Here is a 16,559-nt window from a genome sequence, read left to right as displayed (position 1 = left end):
GCGGGACTGCCACGCTCACTCCCGACGCTCCGCACCGCCGCATCACGACCGGGAGTCCCGCGTGTCCGATACGGAAGCTCTGCTCGGCGATCTGCGTGCCGAGGGCGAGGAGTTGGACGGTCTGGTGGCCGGGCTGCCAGCCGAGGCGTGGCGTACGCCGACACCGGCGGCCGGGTGGAGCATCGCGCACCAGATCGCCCACCTCGCCTGGACCGACGCGCGGGCCGTGCAGGCGGCCGAGGACCCCGAGGGGTTCGCCGACGAGGTGCGGAAGGCCTTTGCCGCGCCGGAGCGGTTCGTGGACGAGGGCGCCGAGCGCGGCGCGGCCGATGCGCCCGATGCGCTGCTGGGGCGGTGGCGGGAGGGGCGGGAGCGGCTGACGCGGGTGCTCGCCGCGCAGCCGCCGGGCGCCCGGCTCCCGTGGTACGGGCCGCCGATGAGCGTCATGTCGATGATCACCGCCCGGCTGATGGAGACCTGGGCGCACGGCCAGGACGTCGCCGACGCGCTGGGCGTACGCCGCACCCCCACCGCCCGCCTGCGCCACGTGGCCCGCATCGGCGTACGGGCCCGGGGGTACGCCTATGCGGCGCACGGCCTGGAGCCGCCCGCCGAGGAGTTCCGCGTCGAACTCACCGCGCCGGGCGGCGAGGTGTGGACGTACGGCCCCGAGGACGCGCCCCAACGCGTCACGGGCCCGGCGCTCGACTTCTGCCTGCTGGTGACCCAGCGCGTACACCGTGACGACGTGGCGGTACGGGCCGAGGGCGCGGAGGCGGACCACTGGCTGGACATCGCCCAGGCCTTCGCGGGCCCGCCGGGACGCGGGCGGCGGCCGGGCGGGGGTCCCGCGTGACTGGGCCAGGGGTGCTTCGGGTCGGTAATGCTTCCGGGTTCTACGGGGACCGATTCGACGCCGTGCGCGAGATGTTGGTCGACGGGCCACTCGACGTGCTGACCGGGGACTATCTCGCCGAGTTGACCATGCTCATCCTCGGCCGGGACCGGGCCAAGGATCCGGCGCGGGGCTATGCCACCACCTTCCTGCGGCAGTTGGAGGACACCCTCGGGCTCGCCGTCGAGCGCGGGGTGCGGATCGTCGTCAACGCGGGTGGGCTCAACCCGGGCGGGCTGGCCGACGCCATCCGGGGGCTCGCGGAGCGGGTCGGGGTCGGGTGCCGGGTCGCGCATGTGGAGGGGGACGATCTGCTGGGGGCGCGGGACTGGGGGCCCGGGGTGGTCAGCGCCAATGCCTACCTCGGGGGCGGCGGGATCGCCGCGTGCCTACGAGGCGGGGCGGACGTCGTCGTCACCGGGCGGGTCACCGACGCCGCGCTCGTCACCGGGCCCGCCGCCGCGCACTTCGGGTGGGCGGCGGACGACTGGGACGCGCTGGCCGGGGCCGTGATCGCCGGGCATGTGCTGGAGTGCGGGACGCAGGCGACCGGCGGGAATTATGCGTTCTTTAATGAGATTGGCGATCTGCGCCGCCCGGGGTTTCCGCTCGCGGAGATCCATCCGGACGGGTCGGCCGTGATCACCAAGCATCCCGGCACCGGTGGCGCCGTCACCGTCGGCACCGTGACCGCCCAGCTGCTGTACGAGACGGCGGGCGCCCGTTACCCCGGGCCGGACGTCACAGCCCGCCTGGACTCCGTACGGCTCACCCCGGACGGCCCCGACCGGGTGCGGATCGACGGCGTACGGGGTGAGGCGCCGCCGCCGACCCTCAAGGCCGGGCTGACGCGGCTCGGCGGGCACCGCAACGAGGTGGTGTTCGTCCTGACCGGGCTCGATATCGACGCCAAGGCCGCGCTCGTACAACAACAGATGGAGGCGGCGCTCGCCAAGCGCCGCCCCGCCGAGGTGCGGTGGGAACTCGCCCGTACCGATCACGCCGACGCGGCCGTGCAGGAGGAGGCGAGCGCCCTGCTGCGGCTCGTCGTGCGGGACCGCGACCCCGACACCGTGGGGCGGGCGGTCAGCGGCGCGGCCGTGGAGCTGGCGCTGGCCAGCATCCCCGGCTTCCACGTCACCGCCCCGCCCGGGAGGGGCACCCCGTACGGGGTGTTCGAGGCGGCGTATGTCCCACAGGCCGCAGTGCCGCACATCGCCGTCCTGCCGGACGGCACCCGCACCGCGATCCCCCCGGCCCCGGAGACCCGGCACCTCATGCCCACCGACGAACCCCCGCTGCCGCCACCCCTCAGCGGCCCCACCCGCCGTGCTCCGCTCGGCGCCGTCGCCGGGGCGCGCAGCGGCGACAAGGGCGGTAGCGCGAACGTCGGCGTGTGGGTGCGGAGTGACGAGGCGTGGCGCTGGCTGGTGCACACCCTCACCGTCCATCGGCTCCGGGAACTCCTCCCGGAAACACAAGAATTGCGCATCACCCGCCACCAACTCCCGCACCTGCGCGCCCTCAACTTCACCCTCGACGGCCTGCTCGGCGAGGGCGTCGCCGCGCAGGCCCGCTTCGACCCCCAGGCGAAGGCCGTCGGCGAATGGCTGCGCTCGCGCCACCTCGACATACCGGAGGTATTGCTGTGACCGTGCTCGCGTCCGCGCTCGACCCCGCAGGCGCCGACTACACGGCCCACCGCGAGGCGATGCTCGCCAAGCTCACCGCGCTGGAGGCCGAACACGCCAAGGCGCTGGCGGGCGGCGGTGAGAAGTACACCGCGCGGCACCGCAAGCGCGGCAAGCTGCTCGTCCGGGAGCGCGTCGAACTCCTCCTGGACCCCGATACGCCCTTCCTGGAGCTGTCCCCGCTCGCCGCCTGGGGGAGCGACTACCCGGTCGGCGCCTCCGTCGTGACCGGCATCGGGGTGATCTCCGGCGTCGAGTGTCTGATCAGCGCCAACGACCCGACCGTACGGGGCGGTGCCAGCAACCCCTGGACGCTGAAGAAGATCCTCCGTGCCCATGAGATCGCGCGTACGAACCGCCTCCCCGTCGTCAGTCTCGTCGAGTCCGGCGGTGCCGATCTCCCCTCCCAGAAGGAGATCTTCATCCCCGGCGGTGCCATCTTCCGCGACCTGACCCGGCTGTCCGCCGACGGAGTCCCCACCGTGGCCGTGGTCTTCGGCAACTCCACCGCCGGAGGCGCGTACATCCCGGGGATGTCCGACCACGTGATCATGGTCAAGGAGCGGTCGAAGGTCTTCCTCGGCGGCCCGCCGCTGGTCAAGATGGCCACCGGTGAGGAGAGCGACGACGAATCCCTCGGCGGCGCCGAGTTGCACGCCCGCACCTCCGGGCTCGCCGACTACTTCGCGACCGACGAGCCCGACGCCCTCCACCAGGCGCGCCGCGTCGTCGCCCGCCTCAACTGGCGCAAGGCGCACCCCGACCCCGGCCCGGCCGAGCCGCCGAAGTACGACGCCGATGAGCTGCTCGGCATCGTCCCCGGCGACCTGAAGGTGCCCTTCGATCCGCGCGAGGTGATCGCCCGGATTGTCGACGGGTCCGACTTCGACGAGTTCAAGCCGCTGTACGGGGCGAGCCTGGCCACCGGCTGGGCCACGCTCCACGGCTATCCGGTCGGCATCCTGGCCAACGCCCAGGGGGTGCTGTTCAGCGAGGAGTCGCAGAAGGCCGCGCAGTTCATCCAGCTCGCCAACCAGCGCGACATCCCCCTCCTCTTCCTCCACAACACCACCGGCTACATGGTCGGCCGCGCCTACGAACAGGGCGGGATCATCAAGCATGGCGCCATGATGATCAACGCGGTCTCCAACTCGCGGGTCCCGCACCTCTCCGTCCTCATCGGGGCCTCCTACGGCGCGGGCCACTACGGGATGTGCGGCCGCGCGTACGACCCCCGCTTCCTCTTCGCGTGGCCCAGCGCCAAGTCCGCCGTCATGGGCCCGCAGCAGTTGGCCGGGGTGCTGTCGATCGTCGCCCGCCAGTCCGCCGCCGCGAAGGGGCAGCCGTACGACGACGACGGCGACGCCGCCCTGCGCGCCATGGTGGAGCAGCAGATCGAGTCCGAGTCGCTGCCGCACTTCCTCTCCGGGCGGCTGTACGACGACGGCGTCATCGACCCGCGCGACACCCGCACCGTCCTCGGCCTCTGTCTCTCCGCCCTCCACACCGCGCCCGTCGAGGGGGCGCGCGGTGGCTTCGGCGTCTTCCGGATGTGAGTGAGGAACCCGTGATTCGATCGCTCCTCGTCGCCAACCGCGGCGAGATCGCCCGCCGCGTCATCCGCAGCTGCCGCGAACTCGGCATCGCTACGGTCGCCGTCCACTCCGACGCGGACGCCGACGCCCCGCACGTACGGGAGGCCGACACCGCCGTACGGCTGCCGGGCGACGCCCCCGCCGATACGTATCTCCGTGGCGACCTGCTGACCAAGGCCGCCCTGGCGGCGGGCGCCGACGCCGTCCACCCCGGCTACGGCTTCCTCTCCGAGGACGCCGCCTTCGCCCAGGCCGTCCGCGACGCCGGGCTGCTGTGGGTCGGGCCGCCGCCCGCGGCGATGCAGGCCATGGCCTCCAAGACCCGCGCCAAGCGGCTGCTGCGCGACGCGGGCGTGCCGCTCCTCGACTCCCTCGACCCCGCCGAGGTCACCGCCGACGACCTGCCCGTCCTCATCAAGGCCGCGGCGGGCGGCGGCGGGCGCGGCATGCGCGTCGTACGGGACCTGGAAGCGCTCGCCGCCGAACTGACCTCCGCCCGCGCGGAGGCGGCATCGGCCTTCGGGGACGGCGAGGTGTTCGTCGAGCCGTACGTCGAGGGCGTCCGGCACGTCGAGGTCCAGGTGCTGGCCGACACCCACGGCACCGTCTGGTCCCTCGGCACCCGCGACTGCTCGCTCCAGCGCCGCCACCAGAAGGTCGTCGAGGAGGCCCCGGCGCCGGGGCTCGGCGACGAACTGCGGCGGCTGCTGGAGGAGTCGGCGGTGAGCGCGGCGCGGGCCATCGGGTACGAGGGCGCGGGCACCGTGGAGTTCCTGGTCTCGTCGGCGGGCCGGGCGTACTTCCTGGAGATGAACACCCGCCTCCAGGTCGAGCACCCGGTGACGGAAGAGGTGTACGGGCTGGACCTGGTGGCGCTGCAACTGCGGGTTGCGGAGGGGCAGCCCCTGGCCGCCGAGCCTCCATCCCCGCGCGGCCACGCGGTCGAGGCGCGGCTCTACGCGGAGGACCCGGGCCGAGGCTGGCAGCCGCAGGCGGGCGTGATGCACCGCCTTGATGTCAGTGGCCCGCGCGTGGACTCGGGCATCGCGGACGGGGACGTGATCGGCGTCCACTACGACCCCCTGCTGGCCAAGGTCATCGCCTGGGCGCCCACCCGCGCCGAGGCGCTGCGGCGGCTGGCCCACGGGCTGGAGCGCGCCCGGATCCACGGCCCGGCCACCAACCGTGAGCTGCTGGTACGGGCCCTGCGGCACCCGGAGTTCGAGGCCGGACGCATGGACACCGGCTTCCTCGAACGCCACCTCGGCGCGCTCACCCAGGACACCGGGGAGGGCCTGGCCCTGGCCGCCCTCGCCGCTGCGCTGGCCGACGCATCGGATCGGCCCGCGACGGTGGCGGGGCGGCTCGGCGGCTGGCGGAACGTACCGTCGCAGCCGCAGATCAAGACGTACCGCGCGGCGGACGGCACCGAGCACGAGGTCCGCTACCGGCTCACCCGCGACGGCCTCGCCGCGGAGGGCTTCCCGGACCTGCGGCTGCTGAAGGCGACCCCGAGTCACGTCGTCCTCGAAGCAGACGGAATGCGGCGGCAATTCGACGTTTCGCGGCACGACGACCGTATATATGTCGACGCGACGATCGGCTCGCACGCCCTCACCCCTCTGTCCCGCTTCCCCGACCCCACCGCGCGCACCGCGCCGGGCTCCCTGCTGGCGCCCATGCCCGGCACGGTGGTGCGGATCGCCGACGTCGCCGTGGGCGACCACGTACAGGCGGGCCAGCCGCTGCTGTGGCTGGAGGCGATGAAGATGGAGCACCGCGTGACGGCCCCCACCGCCGGGGTGCTCACCGCGCTGCACGCCGCCGAGGGCCGTCAGGTCGAGGTCGGGGCGCTGCTCGCGGTCGTCGCGGCGGAGGAGGAAGAACCCACCACCACGAACCCCGGACGGAGCCGCACATGAGCCAGGCCCAGGCGCACACTCCCGTCGACACCCCGGAGCAGGCCGACCTCCGCGCCGCCGTGGCGGCCTTCGGCAGGGACAACCTCGACACTCCCACCCCCGACCTGTGGACCAGGGCGGGCAAGCTCGGCTACCTCGGCGTCAACCTCCCGGAGGCGTACGGGGGCGGTGGGGGCGGCATAGCCGAGCTGTCCATCGTGCTCGAAGAGCTGGGCGCGGCAGGCTGTCCGCTGCTCATGCTGGTCGTGTCGCCCGCGATCTGCGGCACGGTGATCGCCCGGTACGGCACGGAGGCGCAGAAGTCGCGCTGGCTGCCGGGGCTGGCGGACGGCAGCGTGACGATGGCGTTCGGCATCACGGAGCCGGACGCCGGGTCGAACTCGCACCGGATCACCACCACCGCCCGCCGCGAAGGCGCCGAGTGGGTGCTGAGCGGCCGTAAGGTCTTCATCTCCGGCGTGGACATCGCCGACGCGACCCTGATCGTCGGCCGCACCGAGGACGCGCGCACCGGGAAGCTCAAGCCGTGCCTGTTCATCGTCCCGCGCGACACCCCCGGCTTCTCGTACCGCCATATCCCCATGGAACTGGCCGCGAACGAGAAGCAGTTCGAGGTCGTCATGGACGACGTACGGCTCCCGGCGGACGCACTCGTCGGTGACGAGGACGCGGGTCTTGCGCAGCTGTTCGCGGGGCTCAACCCGGAGCGCGTCATGACGGCGGCGTTCGCCCTCGGGATGGGACGCCACGCGCTGGCGAAGGCCGTGGACTACGCGCGGACCCGGCAGGTGTGGAAGGAGCCGATCGGCGCGCACCAGGCGATCGCGCATCCGCTCGCGCAGGCGCACATCGAGGTGGAGCTGGCCCGGCTGATGATGGCGAAGGCGGCGTACCTGTACGACGCGGGCGACGACGCGGCCGCCGGGGAGGCGGCCAACATGGCGAAGTACGCGGCCGGGGAGGCGGCCGTGAAGGCCGTGGACCAGGCGGTGCACACGCTGGGCGGGAACGGCCTGACGGAGGAGTACGGGCTCGCGAAGCTGATCACGGCGGCGCGGGTGGCGCGGATCGCGCCGGTCAGCCGGGAGATGATCCTCAACTTCGTCTCCCACCAGACGCTGGGGCTGCCCAAGTCGTACTGATCGATGTCGTACTGATCGACAGGGCGGGGCAGAACGGACGGGTAGGCAACGGAGAGGCACAGCGACCCGAGGGGAGCGGCCATGGTGCTGCGCAGCGAGTTTCCCGATGTCCCGCCCGTCGATCTGCCCATTCACGACGCGGTCCTGGGGCGCGCGGTGCGGGAGTTCGGGGACCGTACGGCGCTGATCGACGGGGTGACGGGGGAGAGCGTCAGCTACGCGGCGCTGGACCACGCCACGCGCCGGATCGCCGCCGAACTGGCGGCGGCGGGAGTGCGCAAGGGCGAGGTGGTGGCGCTGCACAGCCCCAACTCGGTGATGTATCCGATGGCGTTCTACGGGGTGACCCGCACGGGCGCGGCGGTGACCACGGTGCATCCGCTGGCGACGGCGGAGGAGTTCGCGGGGCAGCTGCGGGACTCGGCGGCGACATGGATCGTCACGGTCACGCCGCTGCTGGGGGTGGCCCGGGTGGCGGCGGAGCAGGCGGGCGGGGTCCGCGAGATCTTCGTATGCGACACGGCGGGCGAGGCGGGCGGCCACCGTTCGCTGCGCGACATGCTGGCGGGCACGGCGCCGGAGCCGGTGGTGGAGATCGACCCGGCGGAGGACGTGGCCGTGCTGCCGTACTCGTCGGGGACGACGGGCAGCCCGAAGGGCGTGATGCTGACCCACCGCAGCGTGGCGACCAACCTGGCGCAGGTGGAGGCGATGGTTCCGACGCGGCCGGGCGAACGGGTGCTCGCGGTGCTGCCGTTCTTCCACGTCTACGGGCTGACGGCGCTCATGAACGCCCCGCTGCGGGCCGGGAGCACGGTGATCGTGCTGCCGCGCTTCGATCTGGACCAGTTCCTGACGGCGATCGAGCGGTACGAGGCGCAGGCGCTGTACGTGGCGCCGCCGATCGTGCTGGCGCTCGCCAAGCATCCGGCGGTGGCGCGGCACGACCTGTCGTCCGTGCGGTACGTGCTGTGCTCGGCGGCGCCGCTGGACGCGCGGCTGGCGGAGGCGTGCGCACGGCGGCTGGGCGTGCCGCCGCTGCTGCAGGCGTTCGGGATGACGGAGCTGTCGCCCGGCTGCCATCTGGTGCCGAGAGAAGCGGAGAACGTACCCCCGGGGACGGTCGGGAAGCTGCTGCCGGGCACCGAGATGCGCATCGTGGGGATGAACGGCGGCTCTCATGACGGCCGGGACGTGGCGACGGGGGAGGACGGGGAGATCCTGATCCGGGGCCCGCAGGTGATGAAGGGCTATCTGGGGCGGCCCGCCGACACGGCGGCCATGATCGACGCGGACGGCTGGCTGCACACCGGCGACGTCGGCCATGTGGACGCGGACGGCTGGCTGTTCGTGGTGGACCGAGTGAAGGAGCTGATCAAGTACAAGGGCTACCAGGTCGCCCCGGCCGATCTGGAGGCCGTGCTGATCGCGCACGAGGCCGTCGCCGACGCCGCCGTGATCGGCGTGCCGGACGGGGACGGCAACGAGATCCCGAAGGCGTACGTGGTGCGCGGGCCCGGCGCCCGGATCTCGGAGGACGAGCTGATCGCGTACGTTGCCGGGAAGGTGGCCCCGTACAAGAAGGTGCGGCGCGTCGAGTTCACGGACATCGTGCCGCGGTCGGCCGCCGGAAAGATCCTGCGGCGCGAACTGCGCGCCAGGGAGAGGAGTTCGACCACCCCATGACCGACCCCATGACCGACGCTGAAGCCGCTCTGGTGCGCTCGTCCGACGACCACGGCATCCGGACGCTCACGCTCGACTCGCCGCACAACCGCAACGCGCTCTCCGCCCGCCTGGTCGCCGAGCTGCGCGCCGGGCTGGCGGCGGCCGGGGCGGACCCGGAGGTCCGGGCGGTGCTGCTCACGCACACCGGCAACACGTTCTGCGCGGGCGCGGATCTGCGCGAACCCCCGGCGGTCGCCGGTGCGTCGGGGCTGGTCGCGCTGTTGCGCGCGATCGTGGAGCTGCCCAAGCCGGTGGTCGCGCGGGTCGACGGGCATGTGCGGGCCGGTGGTCTCGGACTGCTCGGGGCGTGCGACATCTCGGCGGCGGGGAGCGGCGCGAGCTTCGCGTTCACCGAGGCGCGGCTCGGGCTGGCCCCGGCCGTCATATCGATGCCGCTGCTGCCCCGCCTGGACGCCCGCGCGGCGGCCCGCTACTACCTCACGGGGGAGCGGTTCGACGCCGCCGAGGCGGCCCGGATCGGCCTGGTGACGGTGGCCGACCCGGAGGGCGACGCGGACGGGGCGCTCGCGCCCGTGCTGGACGGGCTGCGCCGGGGCTCCCCGCAGGGCCTGGCGGAGTCCAAGCGGCTGGTGACGGCGGAGGTGCGGCGGGCGTTCGACCGGGACGGGGAGGAGCTGGCGGAGCTGTCGGCGCGGCTGTTCGCGTCGGCGGAGGCGCGGGAGGGGATGACGGCGTTCCGGGAGCGCCGGGACCCGGCGTGGGTGACGGGGGCCGGAGTGGGCACCGGGGCGGAGGCCGGGAAGTGAGCCCCGGTACGTCCGGACCGGTGAGCCCCGGTACGTCCCCCCGTACGCCGTCCCGTACGCCCCCGCGTGACCCCAAGCAGGACCGCAGCCGCGCGACCCGGCAGCGGCTGCTGGAGGCCGCGGTGGCGTGCCTCGCCGCGCACGGCTGGGCCGGGTCGACGGTGTCGGTGGTCGCGGAGCGCGCCGGGGTGTCCCGGGGCGCGGCCCAGCACCACTTCCCGACCCGTGAGGACCTGTTCACGGCCGCGGTCGAGCATGTCTCGGAGCAGCGTTCGGCGGAGCTGCGTGCCCACGCCCCGGCGGGCGGGGGCACGGCCCGTACGCACGCGGTCGTCACCGAACTCGTCGACCTCTACACCGGCCCGCTGTTCCGGGCCGCGTTGCAGCTGTGGGTCGCGGCGTCGTACGAGGCCCAGCTGGGCGCCCGGGTCACCGTCCTGGAGGCCCGTATCGGCCGCGAGACCCACCGGGCGGCGGTGGAGCTGCTGGGCGCCGACGAGACGGTCCCGGGGGTCCGGGAGGCCGTGCAGGGCCTGCTCGACATGGCCCGCGGCCTCGGCCTCGCCAATCTGCTGACGGACGACAGCGCGCGCCGGGAGCGGGTGGTGGCGCAGTGGTCGCGGATCCTGGACGAGGTAGTGGGCGACGAGGCACCGGGCACGGCTGACCGCTAGCGCGAAATATCCCCGTACCCGTCGATGTCGTGCGGGCTGCGCGTCCCCGGCCCGATGTACCGCGCCGAGGGGCGCACGAGGCGGCCGGTCCGCTTCTGCTCCAGGATGTGCGCGCTCCAGCCCGCCGTGCGCGCACAGGTGAACATCGACGTGAACATGGGCGCCGGGACCTCCGCGAAGTCCAGCGTGATCGCCGCCCAGAACTCGACGTTGGTGGCCAGCACCCGGTCCGGCCGCCGGTTGTGCAGCTCGTCCAGGGCGGCCCGCTCCAGCGCCTCGGCGACCTCGTAGCGCGGCGCGCCCAGCTCCTTGGCGGTGCGCCGCAGCACCCGCGCCCGCGGGTCCTCGGCGCGGTAGACCCGGTGCCCGAAGCCCATCAGCCGCTCGCCCCGGTCGAGCGCCTTCTTGACGTACGCGGTGGCGTCCCCGGTGCGCTCGATCTCCTCGATCATCCCGAGCACCCGCGAGGGCGCGCCCCCGTGCAGCGGCCCGGACATGGCCCCGACCGCGCCGGAGAGCGCGGCGGCGACGTCGGCGCCGGTGGAGGCGATGACGCGGGCGGTGAAGGTGGAGGCGTTCATGCCGTGCTCGGCGGCGGAGGTCCAGTACGCGTCGACGGCGGCGACGTGCTTGGGGTCGGGCTCGCCGCGCCAGCGGCGCATGAAGCGTTCGACGATGGTCTCGGCCTTGTCGATCTCCCGCTGCGGCACCATCGGCAGGCCCTGCCCGCGCGCCGACTGGGCGACGTACGACAGCGCCATGACGGCCGCGCGGGCGAGGTCGTCGCGGGCCCGGTCCTCGTCGATGTCGAGGAGCGGTTTGAGGCCCCAGACGGGCGCGAGCATGGCCAGCGCGGACTGCACGTCGACCCGGACGTCGCCGGAGTGCACCGGGATGGGGAAGGGCTCGGCGGCGGGCAGCCCGGGGTTGAAGGCGCCGTCGACCAGCAGGCCCCAGACGTTCCCGAAGGACACATGGCCCACCAGGTCCTCGATGTCGACGCCGCGGTAGCGGAGCGCGCCGCCCTCCTTGTCGGGTTCGGCGATCTCCGTCTCGAACGCGACGACTCCCTCGAGTCCGGGTACGAAGTCGGACATCGGGCGGCTCCTCATGACGTGGACGGCGGGTCCGGCCCCGGGACGGCTCCGCGGCCGGTGGCTCGCGGTCCGTACCGGATACCCGGTGATGTGCCCCGTGCGCGCGGTGGTCACCCAGCAGGGGCGTAAACCGGCGCCGGGGCACCGCGCTGACAGGCGCATGGTCGGCCACGGCGCGGTGGACGCGCCAGTCACGGGGGCGCGTGAGAAGTGGCACACCGCTTGTGCGGCGGGCGGAGGGTTATGGATCCCCGGTGCGGGGGAGAGGGGGGATCGCTCTTTCGGGGTACCCCGTGCGGTGGACCGGTGATGTTGCAAGATATGCGCGTGTCCCACGTTGACCCGGAGCCCCCGGCTTCCCCCTCGGCTTACTCCGCACGCACGTACGACCCGGCCGCCATGCGCGAGCACTATCGCGCGGCGGGCGTGGACGAGACACGCCTCGGGGGCACCCCGTTCGAACAGTTCACCCGGTGGTTCGAGGAGGCGGTGGGCAGCGGTCTCTACGAGCCCAACGCGATGATCGTCTCCACGGCGGACGCGGCCGGGCGGCCCAGCTCCCGTACGGTCCTGATGAAGAGCTTCGACGAGCGCGGCTTCGTCTTCTACACCAACTACGCGTCGCGCAAGGGCCGCGAACTGGCCGGGAACCCCCAGGTCTCGCTGCTCTTCCCGTGGCATCCGATCGCCCGCCAGGTGATCGTGACGGGCCTCGCGCAGCGCACCGGGCGGGACGAGACGGCCGCGTACTTCCGGACCCGTCCGCACGGCTCGCAGCTGGGCGCGTGGGCCAGCGCGCAGTCCTCGGTGGTCGGCTCGCGGGAGGAGCTGGAGCGGGCGTACACGGAGCTGGCGGACCGCTATCCGCCGGGCGAGCAGGTGCCGGTGCCGCCGGAGTGGGGCGGGTTCCGGGTGGTGCCGGAGGCGGTGGAGTTCTGGCAGGGCCGGGAGAACCGGCTGCACGACCGGCTGCGGTACGTACGGACGGCGCCGGGCGAGGAGAACTGGCGGATCGAGCGCCTGTCGCCGTAAACGTGCGGGGCATCGTAAACGTGCGGGACACCGTAAACGTGCGGGACATCCGGCGGCCCCTCGGCGCCGGGGCCCGGCCCGGCGCGGGCACAGCCCACTCGGGGGCCTCGGCACACAGCCGGAAACGCAGACGACCCGTGGGTCTCTCCCCTGGCGCCGGTGAGGGCGCCTGGGGGCCGGTCGGACGTACCGGCGACCCACGGGCCGGGTGACTGCTTGGGATTGGCCGGCTGCGCACATCGTTCGTGCGCCGGTCCGGCGAATGCGCTGAGCGCGACGACGGACTGCTAGCCCGCAGTCACCTCACGCGTCCGGATTTGATACATCGGCCGAACCACCTCCCTTCTCGTGTGCTCACCACCTTAGGAACGCCCTCGCGGAGCAGACAAGCGAATTTCCGGGAGGCAACGATTTCGCGGAATCAGGTGTGGCGCGCGTCACGTTCGAGTTCAATGTTCCGACGTGCACCATCACAGGCAGCCACGCCCACCACGTCCCGCAGGGGGTGTCCGGTGACCGCTCCGCAGCGCTCCGAACCCGCACGTCCCGCGCGTCCCGTACCGGCGCAGTCCGCGTCGGCGGCCGCGCCCGCGCCCGTGCCCGCGACCGGCCCCGGCCGGGACGACTCCGATCTGCTCGCCGCGCTCCTCGACGGCATGGACGCCGCGCTGTGCGCGTTCGGCGCCGACGGCACCGTCACCCACTGGAACCGCGAGGCCGAGCGCATCCTCGGCTGGACCACGGCCGAGGCCGTGGGGCGCAAGGGGCTGGCGGGGTGGGCGGTCCGTTCCGAGGACGCGCGGGACATCGAGGCCCGGCTGATGGAGGCGCTGGACGCCACCGGCCGCCGGGTGCACGAGTTCGCCCTGCTGACCAAGGACGGCGGCCGGGTCCTGGTCCGTACCCAGTCGTCGGCGGTGCCGGGCGCGGACGGCCGCCCGGCCGGGGTGTACTGCGCGTTCAGCGAGGTGCACGCGCAGCTGGACCTGGAGCGGTCGATCGCGCTGAGCGAGGCGCTGCTGGAGGACGCGTCCTGGTCCGTCGTCCTCGTCGACGCCGACCTGCGGGTGGCCGTCCTCAACGGCAGCGCGGCGGTCGCGCTGCGCACGGGGCGTACGGCCGCGCTGGGGCGGCCGCTGGGCGAGTTCCTGGACCAGGGCGTGGAGGAGGCGGAGAACGCCCTCCAGCACGTCCTCGCCGAGGGCGCGCCCCAAGCGCCCACCGAGCTGTGGGTGACGCTGCGCGAGGCGGCCGACGAGTCCCCGCAGGACGCGCCCCCGGCGCGGCGCTGCTGGCGCAGCGGCTTCCTGCGGCTGGCCTCGCCGCTGACCGAGGAGCCGGTGCCGCTCGGGGTGGCGTGGATCTTCCAGGACGTGACGGAGGCGAAGCAGCACGAGCAGGAGAGCACGCGGCTGCGCTTCCGGGGCAACCAGCTGCACCGGGCGGCGCGGGCGGCGGCCGAGTGCGAGGACCCGATGGAGGCGGCGGCGGTCCACCTGGACTTCGCGCTCGCGGGCTTCGCCGACCACGCCGTGATCGACCTGGTCCTGGACCGTCCGGCGGCAGTGCCGCCGAGCGCCCTGCCGCCCGGCGAGGGCGAGCGGATCCGTCTCGTCCGGGCGGCGGCCACGCCGTGCGGCACCTCGGGCCCGTGCTCCCCGATCGCCCCGGGCGGCATCCCGGTGGCGTACCTGGAGGGCCATCCGGCGCTCCAGGCGGCCGAGCGCTGCGGTTCGGTACGGGCGAGCGCGACGCGCACGGACGAGGCGGCGGCGGCCCGGTGGGCGGCGGCCCGCAAGTGGCCGGAGGGGTCGGTGCACGCCCTGTGCGCGGTGCTGCGCAGCCGGGGCCGCACCCTGGGCGTGCTGACGTTCCTCCGCGGCCCGGCCCGCCGCCCCTTCGACCGCCCCGACACGGCGTACGCGGAGGATGTGGCGGCCCGGGTGGCGGCGGCGGTGGACCTGGCCCGCTAGAACAACTGGCCCGCTAGAACAACCTGAGAGCTACTGCCGGTAGAAGATCCGGTCCGCGTACTCCGCCATCACCTGCTGGTTCCACTCATGGCCGCCGTCCACGTTGCCCGAGCGCAGCAGGGGCGGCCGCACGCCGCGCGCGACCAGCTCCTCCACCCCGGCCGCCACCACGGCCTGCATCAGCGCGCTCGTCACGACGGTCGACGCGGGGGCGAACGGCGCCCCGACGCCCTCCGCCGTGACCTCCGCGTCGCCGACCGGGATCTTGCTGTCGAGGACCAGGTCGCAGTGGTCCTTGAGGAAGCCGCCGGTGGCGTTGCGGGACGTGGTCCCCGTCGCGTACGCCAAGGACGTCACGCCGACCACCGTGACCCCGCGCTCCCGCGCGCCGGTCGCCATCTCCACCGGCAGCGTGTTCCGCCCGGACAGCGAGATGATGAACAGCAGGTCCCCTGGGCGCAGCGGCCCGGTCTCCAGGACGGCCGTGGCGAACCCGTCGACCCGTTCCAGCGCGCTGCCGAGGGGCGCGGGCATGACGTCCACCCCGGTCACCCCCGGCACCGGGAGCAGGTTCATCAGGGCCAGCCCGCCCGCGCGGTAGACGACGTCCTGGGCGGGCAGGGACGAGTGGCCCGCGCCGAAGACGAAGATCCGCCCGTTGCCGGTGATCGCGTCGGCGATCAGGCCGCCCGCCGAGGCGATGCTTTCGGCCTCCTCGTCCCGCACTCTGTGCAGCAGCCCGATGGCGGCATCGATAAAGCGCCCTGTCGGCTTGCTCTGGCTCATCGCCGAGGCCCTTCGTGTCGGTGTTAACTTGGGTCCACATCCCCGTGGCGCGGATCACGTTGCGATGTGGATCATGAAGCTGTCAATACCACCTCCTTCCTCCCTCGTTACGGCAGTGGCCGATCCGGCTCCGTTGTCGGTGGGATGCGTCAGAATTGGGTTCAGGGCCACCGCACGACACATCAAGGGGCACGCATGTCCGGACTGATCGACACCACGGAGATGTATCTCCGCACCATCCTCGAACTCGAGGAGGAGGGCGTGGTCCCCATGCGCGCCCGGATCGCGGAGCGGCTCGATCAGAGCGGCCCCACCGTCAGTCAGACGGTGGCGCGCATGGAGCGTGACGGGCTGCTCATGGTCGCGGGCGACCGTCATCTGGAGCTGACGGAGGAGGGCCGCCGCCTGGCCACGCGCGTGATGCGCAAGCACCGGCTCGCGGAATGCCTGCTGGTCGACGTGATCGGCCTGGAGTGGGAGCAGGTCCACGCGGAGGCGTGCCGCTGGGAGCACGTGATGAGCGAGGCGGTGGAGCGCCGGGTCCTGGAGCTGCTGCGCCACCCCACCGAGTCTCCGTACGGCAACCCGATCCCGGGTCTGGAGGAGCTGGGCGAGAAGGGCGAGGCCGACCCGTTCCTGGACGACAGCATGGTGAGCCTGCGCGAGCTGGCCCCCGGCACCGAGGGCAAGACGGTGGTCGTCCGCCGCATCGGCGAGCCGATCCAGATGGACGCCCAGCTGATGTACACGCTGCGCAGGGCCGGGGTTCAGCCGGGCTCGGTGGTGAGCGTGACGGAGTCCCCGGGCGGAGTCCTGGTGGGCAGCAGCGGCGAGGCCGCCGAGCTGGAGGCGGACATCGCCTCGCATGTCTTTGTGGCCAAGCGCTGATTCGTAGCCGAGCGCTGACTCCATCCCCGACCCCCGTTGGGCGCGTGACCTGCGGGGACGGTTTTTGTCTGGACCGGAGTTCGGGGAAATCGAGCGGTCGGGGGCGACCCGTGCAACCCTGTCGCTGACGCATATGCACAAGCGTGCTCGCGGTCAGGGGAGGGGGCTCCTATGGGCCCGACGTGCGGCAGCGATGCCGAGCGGGCGTTCGAACGCGAGGGCCCCGGTGCCGTGAGGCGCCGGGGCCCCGCTTCCCCATGTCCCCCCGGTGGGCCCCGGGCCGTGCGGTACCCGCGAACCCGGGCCACACGGCCCCGGGCCGTAGCGACCCCCAGCCCCGAGCTCCCCGGGGCCTACCCCCCGGCCGTG

13 protein-coding genes are annotated in these 16,559 nt (G+C 73.5%); 11 read left to right on the top strand and 2 right to left on the bottom strand.

The window, feature by feature from the left end; all coding sequences use genetic code 11:
- The first annotated feature begins 61 nt into the window (after positions 1-61).
- From ACFV9T_RS32570 to ACFV9T_RS32535, 8 genes are all read left to right on the top strand, one after another.
- Positions 62-856, top strand: coding sequence for a TIGR03084 family metal-binding protein (locus ACFV9T_RS32570; RefSeq protein WP_385446083.1), 795 nt, complete (start codon positions 62-64; stop codon positions 854-856).
- Positions 853-2,547 (top strand): acyclic terpene utilization AtuA family protein, encoded by a 1,695-nt coding sequence (locus tag ACFV9T_RS32565; protein WP_385446082.1) that lies wholly within the window; start codon positions 853-855, stop codon positions 2,545-2,547. Before ACFV9T_RS32570 ends, ACFV9T_RS32565 begins: the two co-directional genes overlap by 4 nt.
- A complete protein-coding gene (locus tag ACFV9T_RS32560; RefSeq protein ID WP_385446081.1) occupies positions 2,544-4,142 on the top strand; it encodes an acyl-CoA carboxylase subunit beta in 1,599 nt (532 codons plus the stop codon). The genes ACFV9T_RS32565 and ACFV9T_RS32560 overlap by 4 nt, the downstream gene beginning before the upstream one ends.
- An 11-nt stretch (positions 4,143-4,153) precedes the next feature.
- Positions 4,154-6,103 (top strand): acetyl/propionyl/methylcrotonyl-CoA carboxylase subunit alpha, encoded by a 1,950-nt coding sequence (locus ACFV9T_RS32555; protein WP_385446079.1) that lies wholly within the window; start codon positions 4,154-4,156, stop codon positions 6,101-6,103.
- Complete coding sequence (locus ACFV9T_RS32550) at positions 6,100-7,245, top strand: acyl-CoA dehydrogenase family protein (RefSeq protein ID WP_385446078.1); 1,146 nt, start codon at positions 6,100-6,102, stop codon at positions 7,243-7,245. Before ACFV9T_RS32555 ends, ACFV9T_RS32550 begins: the two co-directional genes overlap by 4 nt.
- A gap of 81 nt (positions 7,246-7,326) precedes the next feature.
- The gene (locus tag ACFV9T_RS32545; protein ID WP_385446077.1) at positions 7,327-8,931 is read left to right on the top strand and encodes a 4-coumarate--CoA ligase family protein; all 1,605 of its coding nucleotides are present in this window, start codon (positions 7,327-7,329) and stop codon (positions 8,929-8,931) included.
- Between the two features lie 8 nt (positions 8,932-8,939).
- Entirely contained in the window at positions 8,940-9,740 is an 801-nt protein-coding gene (locus tag ACFV9T_RS32540; RefSeq protein ID WP_385446075.1) for an enoyl-CoA hydratase family protein, read from the top strand.
- Between the two features lie 20 nt (positions 9,741-9,760).
- Positions 9,761-10,414, top strand: coding sequence for a TetR/AcrR family transcriptional regulator (locus ACFV9T_RS32535; protein WP_385446143.1), 654 nt, complete (start codon positions 9,761-9,763; stop codon positions 10,412-10,414).
- On the opposite strand, the gene ACFV9T_RS32530 is transcribed toward ACFV9T_RS32535, so the two are convergent.
- Positions 10,411-11,511, bottom strand: a complete 1,101-nt coding sequence (locus ACFV9T_RS32530) for a citrate synthase 2 (RefSeq protein ID WP_385446074.1) — start codon at positions 11,509-11,511, stop codon at positions 10,411-10,413. The genes ACFV9T_RS32535 and ACFV9T_RS32530 overlap by 4 nt on opposite strands.
- Positions 11,512-11,910: 399 nt before the next feature.
- Between ACFV9T_RS32530 and pdxH the strand changes: the two genes are divergently transcribed.
- Positions 11,911-12,543, top strand: a complete 633-nt coding sequence (gene pdxH, locus ACFV9T_RS32525) for a pyridoxamine 5'-phosphate oxidase (protein ID WP_385446142.1) — start codon at positions 11,911-11,913, stop codon at positions 12,541-12,543.
- 512 nt (positions 12,544-13,055) lie between these two features.
- Positions 13,056-14,516: a PAS domain-containing protein gene (locus ACFV9T_RS32520; RefSeq protein ID WP_385446073.1), complete on the top strand. Its 1,461-nt coding sequence runs from the start codon at positions 13,056-13,058 to the stop codon at positions 14,514-14,516.
- Positions 14,517-14,546: 30 nt separating this feature from the next.
- Here the strand turns inward: ACFV9T_RS32520 and ACFV9T_RS32515 are convergent, their stop codons facing one another.
- Positions 14,547-15,302, bottom strand: coding sequence for an SIS domain-containing protein (locus tag ACFV9T_RS32515; protein WP_385446072.1), 756 nt, complete (start codon positions 15,300-15,302; stop codon positions 14,547-14,549).
- A gap of 195 nt (positions 15,303-15,497) precedes the next feature.
- On the opposite strand from ACFV9T_RS32515, the gene ACFV9T_RS32510 reads away from it, so the two are divergent.
- A complete protein-coding gene (locus tag ACFV9T_RS32510) occupies positions 15,498-16,190 on the top strand; it encodes a metal-dependent transcriptional regulator (protein ID WP_385446071.1) in 693 nt (230 codons plus the stop codon).
- The last annotated feature ends 369 nt before the right edge of the window (positions 16,191-16,559 follow it).

Source organism: Streptomyces sp. NPDC059850 (genome assembly GCF_042731515.1).
Classification (GTDB): Bacteria; Actinomycetota; Actinomycetes; order Streptomycetales; family Streptomycetaceae; genus Streptomyces.
The sequence above is the reverse complement of the archived record's forward strand: the minus strand, read 5'-3'. Positions and strand labels throughout refer to the sequence as shown.

What these genes read in the sequence shown, in the direction of transcription:
- ACFV9T_RS32530 (WP_385446074.1), bottom strand. Translation starts at nt 11,511, where the DNA reads ATGTCCGACTTCGTACCCGGACTCGAGGGAGTCGTCGCGTTCGAGACG.
- ACFV9T_RS32515 (WP_385446072.1), bottom strand. Translation starts at nt 15,302, where the DNA reads ATGAGCCAGAGCAAGCCGACAGGGCGCTTTATCGATGCCGCCATCGGG.
- pdxH (WP_385446142.1), top strand. Translation starts at nt 11,911, where the DNA reads ATGCGCGAGCACTATCGCGCGGCGGGCGTGGACGAGACACGCCTCGGG.
- ACFV9T_RS32550 (WP_385446078.1), top strand. Translation starts at nt 6,100, where the DNA reads ATGAGCCAGGCCCAGGCGCACACTCCCGTCGACACCCCGGAGCAGGCC.
- ACFV9T_RS32540 (WP_385446075.1), top strand. Translation starts at nt 8,940, where the DNA reads ATGACCGACGCTGAAGCCGCTCTGGTGCGCTCGTCCGACGACCACGGC.
- ACFV9T_RS32545 (WP_385446077.1), top strand. Translation starts at nt 7,327, where the DNA reads ATGGTGCTGCGCAGCGAGTTTCCCGATGTCCCGCCCGTCGATCTGCCC.
- ACFV9T_RS32510 (WP_385446071.1), top strand. Translation starts at nt 15,498, where the DNA reads ATGTCCGGACTGATCGACACCACGGAGATGTATCTCCGCACCATCCTC.